Genomic DNA, 12,111 nt, shown 5'->3' with positions numbered 1-12,111 from the left:
CCCTATTGCAAAAGGAATCAACAATAAATGGACAAGATTGATTATAAAAGTATTTAATCAATACATTTTTGCTTCAAGATAAGTATCATCTCATCAAAACGTTAAAACCAAACCACCAACGATAGAAAGAGGAATAATCCATCTTTTTTTGCTTTTTTTCTTAATTACTTTTTCTTCTTCCATCATTTGATTCTCCTACTTATCTAATAAGTTAAGACCATATGTTTTTACATTCCCATTAACGGCATCAATTAACCAATCTGCAACACTTTTCTCTGCTTCTAACTTAACTAAGAAATCGCTGGGAATAATCGTATGCTGCGTATTTTTTGTTGATGAATCAGCTTTATAGTCCCAAATATAAATACCAACATTAGGAATATTTGTTTGTAACCCATTAACCATATCTTTTAAATCCTTTTGGAATAAATCTCCATTGGCTTTACTTTTCTCCATTTTTCCATAATAAATGTAGGCTTGATATTGTTGTAAAGTGTCATCTCTATAAGAGCAATCGAAAAGGATTTTTACTTGATTGCCACGTTTTTCATGTAATGCGGTTAAGCTATCCAAAACAATATTGTTGGTTGATAATCGATCTGATATTTCTTTCGGACTCTTCCATAAATTTGTGGCGCTTTCTTTCCACCCGTCATATAAAAGTAAAGAACTATCAACGCAGACGGTAATATTATTTGCTTGTGGGAAATAGTTGATAACATCATCTGCGAGTAATGATGTTGCAAATCCTCCAGCGGAAAAACCAGTCACCAATAAAGAATCTGATTCTTCTACATATTTAAGAACTGATTCCATCAATAATGAATAATTCTTATATCCTTGGTGATATATCGTTTTTTCTTTACCATTTTCAGTGTATTTAAATTCAGCTGTTCCACTATGGAAATCTCCTGTTGCATATGGGACAATAACAAAATTCCAATCTTTGAACGGGTTGGCATCTGCGTCGCTACCGATTCCGCCTTTAGCTACGAAATCCTGGGCTGTCATATCAACAGCATAAAATTCCTTGCCGCGTTTAGATGTTTCCTCAGTAATACTTACTCCGCCACCAAAGAAATACACAACTGTCTTGTTTTCGCTGCCTTTTTTGAATATTCCATGCCACTGTTTTCCAGTAGAAGTCAAGGCGCCTTCAGGGCTGACATCATAATAAGTTCCAATATTAGGTTCACCTTTTAATTCTGGAAATTACATTAAAATAGTATTTTTTAGTAACACAAAAGCCACAATGCCAAGAGTGGCGATTACGCCAACAATGACTAATGGAATGATCCACTATTTTTTTCTTCTTTTAACTTGTTCTGCCATAAATTGCTCCTTTTTGTTGCGTTTGTTTGTATTTTATGCTACAATTGTATCATAACATTTGGATTTTATCTATTGTTTGAGCCTAAATAATAATAAAAGTACAAACGCGTATGTTTTGTATCATAAGGAGGAGAATCAAATGCCAAGAAGAAAAGATATAGTTGTTGTAGACCAATTGGAAACCGCCATATTTAATCTACTTAAAGAAAAAGAATATAAAGATATATCAATATCTGAATTATGCGATAAGGCCTGGGTATCAAGATGCACGTTTTATAGAAATTACAATGATATGGATGACATTATCTATCAATTTTTCATGAGAAAATCAAAAAAATGGTGGGATGAAAACTACAATACTTTTTTAAAAGAAGAAAAAAATGTGAGCGTAAGCCTTTTTCAATATCTTTTATCTTTAAAGGATGTAATCTTACTTATCTATCAGAAAGGTCTATCACATATATTTGAAAAGCACATTTTTGACTCTGCTATAAACGGGAGAAACGTTTTTGATAAAGAACAGTCTTATTCTTCAGCAAGAGTTTCAGGTTCAATAGTTGGTCTTACTAATGAATGGGTAAGAAGGGGCATGCAAGATTCGCCTGAATACCTTGCTAAGTTTTTAAATAAGGAAATTGAATACAAGACAATATAAAAAGTCCCAACCTTTTAGGTCGAAAGACAAATGACCTACTACTGTTTCCGTAGCCAAATGTGCGCTACCTTTTTTCCGTGGTCCTAAGCACGACACTATCAACGTGTTTGCATTAATTCTACTGACCACAAAATATTTGTAAATATATATATATATACTAAATAAAAAGATCAAGAAATCTCTTGACCTAATTATATCAAATTAAAATGTTTTAATGCATCTTCAATTGCATTTGCCTTTTCAGGAGGGCAATAAATATGTCTTGCATCATCTATAGTTCTATAGCTTTGCATATCTAGACCATGCTTTCTTTTTATTTCTGCAATATACACTGAATGAATATTTAAGCCATATTTAGACTTAACATATTCTTGTGATTTTTTTTACTTTAAATATATAACTAAAACTAGACAACCGCCTGATTTGTACATCTTGACGGTTTCGAGTGCCGTATCTTCTGGTGGACCAACAAACAATCAAAATCGGCATAGTTAAGCCATTTATTTAGTAGACTTATCATTTTTGGGGTCGGTAGAGCAATTGAACAACCGTCTCAACGTGTGATATGACATAATTCAATAGTCTATGTCAAGATGAGGAATACCATCTTTATCATAGTATCTTTCCTGATGCACAATACCACCTTTTCTAAATTGTCTATATTCATACAAAACTCCTAATTTATTTAAGTACTCAATTGTTAGTAACTATATCATAATTTTAAAAAACATATTTATTTTTTACAATATTTCTCAAATCTACATTGTTCATATACTTTCTTTCCAAGCAAAGTAATTGCCTTTTTAGGACATTGGCTAATACAACGATAACACATAGTACATTTATTTAATGATACTACCTTACCATTTTTAATTATTAAATTACTCATTGGACAATTTTTCACGCATAGTCCACATTCTATACAGTCATTATTAATTTTTAATTTTTTACTATATTTATTTGTTTTATTAAAAAAATATAAACGTTGTCCAAACAATCCCAACAAGTGTGAAAAAAAGCTAAGTCCTTCTTTTGGATATTTTTTATTAATAATGTTTTTTGATGCTATTTCTATTTTTTTATCAGCCTCCATTATTATTCTTTGATTTTCCTCAAATGTCTTTTTTAACATTTTACTATCTGCCACTGCGTCAGGCATATGTATTTGTAATCCACCAATAATCTTAGCTCCATATTTCCTTAAAATTCTTTTCGCACAACCTGTTCCATCACCAGAAAAAGCTCCCATTGTTGTTAATAAAAATATATTTTTCCCCTTCCATATATCCTTATTTTTTTTAATAAAATCCCTTACCATATAAGGTATATTAGAAAATTGAGTTGGGTAAGCCAAATAAATTGTTTTGTTTTCTTTTATCAAATTAATTGAGTCATTATTTTCAATAGGAACAATAACACTTTCTTTATCAATTAATGATAATAATTTTTCTATACAATGTTTAGTATTACCAGTACCACTTAAATAAACACCTAGCATAATACAACCTCCTAAATTTCGATTGAACATAATATATCTTCAATTTCTTTTTCTATATCATCACTAGAAATAATAGATTTTATATTATTAGCCTGTGATAAGCCATGAACCATAGCCCACATAACTATTATTTTATTATCAATATTTTTAGTACTTATTTCACCTTTATACTTTTCTTCCAATATTTTTGAGGCAACAGTTTTAAAAAATACAAAAGGCGGATATGTACTAATACCAATTGTCCTTCTTATAAATAAAAACTGATAATAAAGTGGATTGTTATAAAAAAAACAAATATAGCCTTTTCCAAGCTCAAGAATTATTCTTGAATTATCATTACAATGATCATATATATCTTTTAATACATTAGTTAATTTATTTGTAATATATTCTTGAATAGAATCTAAAAATGCTTCTTTATTTTCAAAATGAGCATATGGAGCAGCATTACTAACCCCTATTTTTTCAGCTAGTTTACGCATTGATAAGCTTTCAACTCCATATTTATCTATTAATTCTAATCCATTTTCTATTAAATCATTTTTTAAATTGCCATGATGATATTGTTTTTTTTCCATATTAGTTCTCCTAATCTTAACACTGCTTAGATTATACATCACAATCTTATCACTGTAAAGATTAAAAAATAATTTTTTCAATTATGACATTTTTAATTGCAGGTTTGTTGCACATTGAATGATATAATCTTACCATTCATCTTCCTCTTCGTCATAGTCATCATCAAAAAAAGATACATACCGTCTCATTCTTCTTTCTTTTTGATTAATTCCATCTTTAATTAATAATGAATTATGGTATTCAAGATTAGAAAGAATTGCTAGTTCTATAGTTGAAGCACAATCTCTAATATTTCCTTTCTTATTAGGATTGTTATCCTCCCATTCTTTTGCTCTCATACCAAACAAAGCAACATTTAGCATATCAGCTTCACTTGCATATATAAAAGACTTTTGAACTTCTGTCAATTCAACTGGAATTCAATATGTTTTGATTGCATCAGTATGAATCAAATAGTTAATTTTTGTTAATAATCTCTTACCTTGCCATTCAAGTTGTTCACTTTCTTCTACTTTTAGTCTTTGAAATTCTTTAATTATATACAATTTAACTTCGGCTGAAATCCAACTTGCGAATTCCAAGGCAATCTCTATGAGCAAATGTGCCACCATTTTTTCCAGATTTGACTCTAATACCAATAGCATTTGTTAGTTCAATCCATTTTTTTTGTGAAATTGTAAAAGCATTTTCTCCAGGTTTACTCTTAAACCCCTCGAAATCGGTGGGTTTAAAATTAATATTGTTTATCTGTTCCCATAATTTTAAAAACTCTAATGTATCTACTTTTCACATCCAATTTGCAATTACCGGATTTGTTTCACCATCGGTTTTAAATCTTGCAATATCAGTTAATGAGACATAATCATGTCATTAACACCTGTTACATTAATTATTTTATCTTTAACTACTATATTTTTCATTTTCTTACCCTCTAAGTTTATTATGCAATTGAGTAGATTTAAAGTCTACTTTGCCTTTTCAAAAAAACTATAGGCCATTATTATAACCTATAGTTTCATACCTGTTATTTGTGGAGCACTCCTAAAGATAATGTGCATACCGTCTCAACGTGTGCCTTTGAAACCCACAGAAAAGATATCACTTTTATAAATATGTATATGGAAATTTGTAACATACATATCTATTAAATACTGAAAGTTTTCAATTGCTTTTGGAAATAACTTTTTTAAGGCATCAATATATGTAAATTGTAATCTTTCTCCTAAAAATTCGACAATCTAGGAGAATAATTCTTTTTGTTAGGAGATTAATTCTTTCTTAAATACGCAGTTGATCTACCAGAACCAACTCTATCAATTACACCATCTTCTACTAATTCCTTTAGTACATTTTCAACCGTTGCTCTTCCAATTTCTGGGCATAATTCCAATATGTCTGATTTTGTAAATTTACCAAATTTAGTATTTATTGCATTCACAACCATTTCTTTTGATGTTAATTTCTTAGAAACTAAATTAACCCTTTCTTCAAAATCTCTATATGCAGCTAATATTGTACCTAGTAAATATTTTATAAATGGAGTTTCATCATTTGTTTCTTCCATCCAATTTTTTGATGATGAGCTTAATGCATTATAATACTCATTCTTAGTTATTTGAATCTTTTTTTCTAACGAGATGTATTTTCCTACTACGTAGCCACTTCTATATAATAAAAGGGTTGTTAGTAAACGAGACATTCTACCATTACCATCATTAAATGGATGTATACATAAAAAATCATGAATAAAAATAGGAATGACGATAAGAGGATCAATATCATAGTTAGATATAGCTTTATCATATTCATCACATATATCCCTAATGGCATCAGGTGTTTCAAATGGTTCTAATGGTTTAAATATGCATACTCTACTTCCGTCCTCTAATGTTGCATCAATTTCATTGGGTGTATTTTTGAATTTTCCACCATAACTAACATCCATAAAGGAATATAGTTCCTTGTGTAATTGCAAAATATAATTAGATCGAATAGGAATATATTCATAGTTTTCATGTATTATATTTAATACATTTCTATATCCTAATATTTCCTTTTCATCTCTATTTTTAGGAGTCGTTTTATCTGAAATTAATTGTTTCAATCTAGCTTGTGTAGTTCTAATTCCTTCTATTTCATTAGATGCTTCAGTGGACTGTCTTTTGGCAATTTCAACTAATCTATAAAGTTCATCAGGTTTTTGTGCCAAATACAATTGCTGTCTACCTTTGCATTCATGAATCAATCCAATATAATTAATAATTTCCTTATCCCATTGTCTATCTTTAATTTTAGAATAATCAAAAATTCTCATATTTTTCACCTACACATCCTTTTTTCTCCTAAATTATATAGAATTTTAGGAGATTAATCAAGATTTTAGGAGAATCTTTTACAGTTTTATAATCTACTTTTCCAAATAATAAATTGCATGTAACATCTTCATAGTCAGATAATAATCTTTTCTATTTAATTATATCTAGTATAATTACTTAGTTCTTTTCTTGGTGGATATCTTTTAAAGATAACGAACATACCGTCTCAACATGAATATAATGGCTACAAGTCGATAGGAATAGACAATCGATTAAACTTCAAGCATTTATCAATGAGATTATAGCTACCGATACATTAAATTTAGAATTTTACGATAAACTCTTCAATTTAACAATCATCAACATAAAAGTATATAAAGATAGCCACCTCGAATTCAATTTCAAAGATGGCTCAACAATAAATATTGAACTCTAGTTTTATAAGGCTAGAGTTTTTTATTTGACACTAGTTTTAAGAACTTTGTATCATTCATTTGTTCATTAGTTATATATTTACCATCTTTAAAAAGTGCATATGTAGTAATAGGTGTCTGAGCATTTTGAGCTTCTTCTTTAGTAGTTATATGAACTGCCTTAAATGGAATATTATGTTCTTTAGCAGTTGCTTCTACAATTGGCACATACTTACCATTAAAAGGACATTGATTTGTATAATATAGAACATAGCCAGATTCTTCAATACGAGGATGTTTTGCACATTCTTTAAACATTGGTTTTGATGCATTCTTGTCAAATGGGAAGTACCATAACTGTATTCCATTATCAGCTTCATCTGCTACTTCAAAACCTTTATACTTTAAATATTTTGGGTCAGCTAAAAATGGTAATTTCTTTTTGCTAGATAAGATGCATAAGCCAAGTTTACCTTTTGTCTTAGAATCTTTAATGCAAGCATCTAATAAATCATTTGAATAGCCATGACCTTTAAATGATCCTGATACCCATAAACAATCTATATACATGTAACCATTTGCATCTAATGGATTCCAGGCGTTTTCTGCTGGTATATATTCTATAAAGCATTTACCTCTTTCGATAGATTTTAAAAATACTAGTCCATCATCAAATCTATCTTTTAACCAATTCTTTTTCGATGACACTTGAATATCATTATTATTAGATATCGCACAGCATATATGTTCTTTTTCTAAATTATCTTTATTAACAATAATATATTCCATTTTGACACCACCTTTGAATAAATACTTCTAACAACATTATATCAAAAAATAGTGGTAATTTCTATATTGGTCACGTTTTTCCCATGTCATGTAAGAGTATACTTTAAAAATAATATATTCATATATATGCCTATATATAATAAATAGTAGTTTAACGATTAATAATCAGTTAACGATTTAATTTTATAAATAAATACTCTATATACTTATGGCTGAAATATTCTTTAAATAATTAATATTTGCAGTATTTATGCCTTAAAAAAGAAAAAATAGCCGATATTTTGGTATCAGCTATACTTAACTCTAATGGTGCCCAGAATGGGATTCGAACCCACACGGTATCACTACCAGCGGATTTTGAGTCCGCCGCGGCTACCATTACGCCATCTGGGCAAATGACAGGACTATTTTATCATTTATAGTCCTGTTTTTCAAGTTTTAATGAATTACATTTCATCTAAATAATTAATGCCTAATAATCTTAAACCTTCATTTAAAATTACACGAACTGACTTTGCTAAAGCAAAGTTAGTATTTCTAACTACTTCATCTTCTGCATTAATTTTTTCTAAGGAATAGAACTTATTAAAGCTTGAAGCTAAGGATAATAAATACTTAGCTACAACGCTTGGAGATGCTTCTTCAGAAGCCTTCTCAATTGTTTGACGGAAGGATGCAATTTGCTTAACAATTTCAAAATAATGAGGTTTTTCAAATAACTTAGCATCAATATTGTTTACATCAAATGTTTTATCTCTTAGGATAGATGCAATTCTTACACCTGTATACTGTAAATATGGACCAGTTTGACCTTCAAAACGAACCATTGCGTTAATGTCAAATTCATAATCTAGTGCACGGAAATTCTTTAAATCATTGAATACAACTGCACCACATCCAACCTTAACTGCAATTTCATCCTTGTTTTCCATATTAGGATTCTTTTCTTCGATTTGCTTCTTTGCAGCATCAATTGCCTGCATAAGGATATCATATAGCTTAACTACATTACCCTTACGTGTAGACATCTTCTTACCATCCTTTAATACCATACCGAAATTAACATGCATGATAGAATCAGATAAGTCCTGATATCCCATTTTAGATAATACACCCTTAAGCTGCTGGAAGTGTAGCTTTTGCTCACCACCTACAACATAGAATGCTTTAGAGAAATTGTATTCCTTCTTTCTCCAAAATACTGCAGCTAAATCTCTTGTGATATATAATGTACCACCATCGCTTCTTTTAATTAATGCAGGTGGAATATCATCGGATAGACGTACAACTAATGCACCCTGATCTTCTTCTAGAATCTTCTTTTCCTCTAATTCATTTACAATTGGTTCCATCTTATCATTATAGAATGCTTCACCATTATAAGAATCAAAAGTAACACCTAATAAATCATAGATTTGTTCAGATTCCTTTAAGGATTCTTCTCTAATCCATTTCCACATTTCTACATATTTAGGCTCACCAAGCTCAATCTTACGGAAGGCTTCTCTAGCTTCTTCTGCAATTTCAGGATGATCCTTTTCTTCATTATTTACTCTTACATAAAGGCTTGCAAGCTCATTGATTGGGTCTTTTTTAATTACATCAATATCGCCCCATTTTTCAATAGCTACAATCATCTTACCAAACTGAGTACCCCAGTCACCTAAATAGTTAATTGCAACTGTATTATATCCACACTTTTGTAAAATAAGCTTTAAAGAATTACCAATCATAGTACTTCTTAAATGTCCTACAGAGAAGGATTTTGCAATATTTGGAGAAGAATAATCTAATACAATAGTCTTACCATTACCAATAGTACTATTACCATATGCCTCACCTTCTGATACAGCATTTTGAATAATCTTTGCTGATAATTTAGCCTTATCTACAAATAAATTTACGAATGCTCCTGCATTAGATACATTTAAAATAGGTAAGTCTAAGGACTTAATTTCTTCAAGAGCCTCAGCTACAATTTCAGGCATAGGCTTTCTTAATGCCTTAACTACTGTAAACATAGGGATTGAGATATCTCCCATTTCAGCCTTCTTTGGTGTTTCAACAACGATGGAAAGCTCCATAGAGTATTTTTCTTTATAATAAGCTTCTAATTTTTCTTTTAATGATAATTTAATTTGTTCTATCATGATATTCTCCTTTAAAAAGTAAGGCTGAGATTAAACCTCAGCCAGAATAATTATTCACCTTGTTTAGAAAGACCAAATGCCTTTACAAACTGATTTTCCCAATTGTACTGATCAGATTCATTTGCAATCTGGGAATTATAAACAAGCTTACCATCCTTAAATACAAATAAAGCTGCATACTTTTCTAAGTCAATTGGCTCAGCATCTGTTCTACCTGCATTAAGCTTATCTTCCATAGTCTTAAGAGTTGTCTTATAGCTTTCTGTATTCTGTGTATCATTATTGATAGCATCCTGTACATAATCTGCATAATATAGATATACAGTACTTACTTCATACTGCTCTGCATATTCATTAATTTGATATAAGTATCTTAAATAATCTGCAGATGTTAATGTTCCATACCATACATATGTATAATCAGAGCTTTCTTTTTGGGAAACTAATCCATCATAAGAAATTGTCTTAAAAACATTCTTGTTTGTATCAATTGTATATACTGTTTGAGACTCAGATGAGTTAAATTGAGCGATTGCTTCATTTACAGCTTTAATATCTCTACCAGAGAACTTCTTTACAAGTCCTAAAGTTAAGGAAACTGCACCGATAGCTACAACGAATACAATTAAGAAGATTAACTCCTTTGTCCATTTAAATTTTACTTTATTTCTTCTACTTTTTGATGCCATATATATAAACTCCTTAATAGAATATATTCTATTCACAATTAAACATTATGCCTTATCATTATATCAAAATCTTATTACTAACGCAATAGAAAATTAGATTTTTTATCATTAACTTATTTCCGTAATAATTTGATTTTTTCGGATTGTTTTCGAAAAAAACACAATTATTTTTGTTCGCTTTTTTCGTAAATTTAACTTGAATGATATAGCAAGGAAGCATATAATTAAAAGTGAAGATATATAATATCTTAGGAAAGGGGTGCTACAATGAAAGTATTACTTGTTGCAAGCGAAGGTGCGCCATTCGCTAAGACCGGAGGTTTAGCTGATGTTATTGGTGCTCTACCTAAGGCATTAAAGAAAAATGGTGTAGATGTAAGAGTTATTATGCCATATTATAAATCCATAAAGGATCAAAATATTGCCTATTATAAAGGGTACAACTATGTAAGAATGGGTTCTTCTCCTGAATATGCTGGTATATTCCATGCGATAAGAGATGATATCGATTATTATTTCGTTGATTCAGACAAGTATTTTTCGAGGGAAAGATTATATGGTTATGGTGATGATGGAGAAAGATTTGCGTTCTTTGATTTTGCCGTACTTGAGGCATTAAGGGTTGTAGATTTTTTCCCAGATGTCATTCACTGTAACGATTGGCAAACTGGACTTATTCCATATATTTTGAAAAAGAATTATTATTCTTACAATGTTTATAATAGAATTCGTACAGTTTATAGCATTCACAATATCCAGTATCAGGGAATATTCCCAATGGATATGATGTCGATTTTATATATGCCATATTCTAATTCTATTGAATTTGATGGCTGTATCAATTTCATGAAAACTGCAATTATGGAATCAGACATTATCACAACTGTATCTCCAACATATAAAAATGAGGTATTAACTGATTTTTATGGATACAATATGAATAATGTATTAGGATTACGTTATTTTGATTTCCATGGAATTTTAAATGGTATCGACACCGATCGATATAACCCAGAAACAGATAAGTATATATTCAAAAAGTACTCTATTGCTACTTTCGTTTCTGGAAAGAAAGGAAATAAAAAGGCATTACTTGAGGAATTTGGATTAGATACAAAAGAGGATTGTCCATTATTTGGTATGGTTACAAGATTAGTAGATCAAAAAGGAATTGATTTATTAATGCCAATTATGGATGATATCATCGTAAATTCCAATGCTAAATTTATTCTAATGGGTAGTGGCAATCAAAATTACGAAGACTACTTCCGTTCATTAGAAGCTAGATATCCAGAACGCTTCAAAAGCTATATTGGATATTCTGATAGGGTTGCGCAAAAGATTTACGCAGGAGCAGATTTATTCTTAATGCCATCAAGGTTTGAGCCATGTGGACTTGGACAATTGATTGCAATGAGATACGGTACTCTTCCACTTGTTAGGGAGACGGGGGGATTAAAGGATACAGTTATACCATATAACCATTTTAATGGTGCTGGTACAGGCTTTTCCTTCACCAATTATGATGCAGGAGCATTAAAGGAAGTTATGTATTTGGCAATTGATACATATAACAACCATAAGGATGATTGGAAAAAGCTTATTAAGCAAGCCATGGAAATGGACTTTAGCTGGAATGCTTCCGCTTTAGTTTATATGGATTTATATCGCAAATTATCACAGTAGGGAAA

At 30.2% G+C, this 12,111-nt stretch carries 11 protein-coding genes and 1 tRNA gene; 2 read left to right on the top strand and 10 right to left on the bottom strand.

The features are described 5' to 3' along the window. Window positions 1-195: 195 nt before the first annotated feature. Window positions 196-1,149 carry a pectin acetylesterase-family hydrolase gene (locus EI71_RS04095; RefSeq protein ID WP_211321029.1) on the bottom strand — a complete coding sequence of 318 codons (954 nt, stop codon included), beginning with the start codon at window positions 1,147-1,149 and terminating at the stop codon, window positions 196-198. A gap of 322 nt (window positions 1,150-1,471) precedes the next feature. Between EI71_RS04095 and EI71_RS04090 the strand changes: the two genes are divergently transcribed. Further along, window positions 1,472-1,987, top strand: coding sequence for a TetR/AcrR family transcriptional regulator (locus EI71_RS04090; RefSeq protein WP_119015981.1), 516 nt, complete (start codon window positions 1,472-1,474; stop codon window positions 1,985-1,987). A gap of 733 nt (window positions 1,988-2,720) precedes the next feature. Here the strand turns inward: EI71_RS04090 and EI71_RS04080 are convergent. From EI71_RS04080 to EI71_RS04045, 9 genes are all read right to left on the bottom strand, one after another. Beyond that, the gene (locus EI71_RS04080) at window positions 2,721-3,485 is read right to left on the bottom strand and encodes an EFR1 family ferrodoxin (RefSeq protein WP_119015979.1); all 765 of its coding nucleotides are present in this window, start codon (window positions 3,483-3,485) and stop codon (window positions 2,721-2,723) included. 11 nt (window positions 3,486-3,496) lie between these two features. Then, window positions 3,497-4,063, bottom strand: coding sequence for a TetR/AcrR family transcriptional regulator (locus EI71_RS04075; protein ID WP_162849753.1), 567 nt, complete (start codon window positions 4,061-4,063; stop codon window positions 3,497-3,499). Between the two features lie 129 nt (window positions 4,064-4,192). Then, window positions 4,193-4,471: a hypothetical protein gene (locus EI71_RS10335; RefSeq protein WP_211321028.1), complete on the bottom strand. Its 279-nt coding sequence runs from the start codon at window positions 4,469-4,471 to the stop codon at window positions 4,193-4,195. Window positions 4,472-4,483: 12 nt separating this feature from the next. Beyond that, window positions 4,484-4,708 carry a KilA-N domain-containing protein gene (locus tag EI71_RS10330; RefSeq protein ID WP_211321027.1) on the bottom strand — a complete coding sequence of 75 codons (225 nt, stop codon included), beginning with the start codon at window positions 4,706-4,708 and terminating at the stop codon, window positions 4,484-4,486. A 623-nt stretch (window positions 4,709-5,331) separates the two neighbouring features. Further along, complete coding sequence (locus EI71_RS04065; protein ID WP_119015977.1) at window positions 5,332-6,378, bottom strand: Fic family protein; 1,047 nt, start codon at window positions 6,376-6,378, stop codon at window positions 5,332-5,334. A 447-nt stretch (window positions 6,379-6,825) separates the two neighbouring features. Continuing rightward, window positions 6,826-7,581, bottom strand: a complete 756-nt coding sequence (locus tag EI71_RS04060) for an N-acetyltransferase (protein WP_119015976.1) — start codon at window positions 7,579-7,581, stop codon at window positions 6,826-6,828. A 307-nt stretch (window positions 7,582-7,888) separates the two neighbouring features. Then, window positions 7,889-7,974 (bottom strand) — tRNA-Leu (locus tag EI71_RS04055). A 53-nt stretch (window positions 7,975-8,027) separates the two neighbouring features. Beyond that, on the bottom strand, window positions 8,028-9,731 hold the full coding sequence (gene argS, locus EI71_RS04050; protein WP_119015975.1) for an arginine--tRNA ligase: 1,704 nt from the start codon (window positions 9,729-9,731) through the stop codon (window positions 8,028-8,030). Between the two features lie 50 nt (window positions 9,732-9,781). Beyond that, complete coding sequence (locus EI71_RS04045; RefSeq protein ID WP_119015974.1) at window positions 9,782-10,420, bottom strand: hypothetical protein; 639 nt, start codon at window positions 10,418-10,420, stop codon at window positions 9,782-9,784. Between the two features lie 267 nt (window positions 10,421-10,687). Here EI71_RS04045 and glgA point away from each other — a divergent pair, with 267 nt between their 5' ends. Further along, the gene (gene glgA, locus EI71_RS04040) at window positions 10,688-12,106 is read left to right on the top strand and encodes a glycogen synthase GlgA (RefSeq protein ID WP_119015973.1); all 1,419 of its coding nucleotides are present in this window, start codon (window positions 10,688-10,690) and stop codon (window positions 12,104-12,106) included. Window positions 12,107-12,111 lie beyond the last annotated feature (5 nt).

It is taken from the genome of Anaeroplasma bactoclasticum, from assembly GCF_003550015.1.
GTDB lineage: Bacteria > Bacillota_I > Bacilli_A > Acholeplasmatales > Anaeroplasmataceae > Anaeroplasma > Anaeroplasma bactoclasticum.
The sequence above is the reverse complement of the archived record's forward strand: the minus strand, read 5'-3'. Positions and strand labels throughout refer to the sequence as shown.

What these genes read in the sequence shown, in the direction of transcription:
- EI71_RS04080 (WP_119015979.1), bottom strand. Translation starts at nt 3,485, where the DNA reads ATGCTAGGTGTTTATTTAAGTGGTACTGGTAATACTAAACATTGTATA.
- EI71_RS04060 (WP_119015976.1), bottom strand. Translation starts at nt 7,581, where the DNA reads ATGGAATATATTATTGTTAATAAAGATAATTTAGAAAAAGAACATATA.
- EI71_RS04045 (WP_119015974.1), bottom strand. Translation starts at nt 10,420, where the DNA reads ATGGCATCAAAAAGTAGAAGAAATAAAGTAAAATTTAAATGGACAAAG.
- EI71_RS04075 (WP_162849753.1), bottom strand. Translation starts at nt 4,063, where the DNA reads ATGGAAAAAAAACAATATCATCATGGCAATTTAAAAAATGATTTAATA.
- EI71_RS04065 (WP_119015977.1), bottom strand. Translation starts at nt 6,378, where the DNA reads ATGAGAATTTTTGATTATTCTAAAATTAAAGATAGACAATGGGATAAG.
- EI71_RS10330 (WP_211321027.1), bottom strand. Translation starts at nt 4,708, where the DNA reads ATGCTATTGGTATTAGAGTCAAATCTGGAAAAAATGGTGGCACATTTG.
- EI71_RS04090 (WP_119015981.1), top strand. Translation starts at nt 1,472, where the DNA reads ATGCCAAGAAGAAAAGATATAGTTGTTGTAGACCAATTGGAAACCGCC.
- argS (WP_119015975.1), bottom strand. Translation starts at nt 9,731, where the DNA reads ATGATAGAACAAATTAAATTATCATTAAAAGAAAAATTAGAAGCTTAT.
- glgA (WP_119015973.1), top strand. Translation starts at nt 10,688, where the DNA reads ATGAAAGTATTACTTGTTGCAAGCGAAGGTGCGCCATTCGCTAAGACC.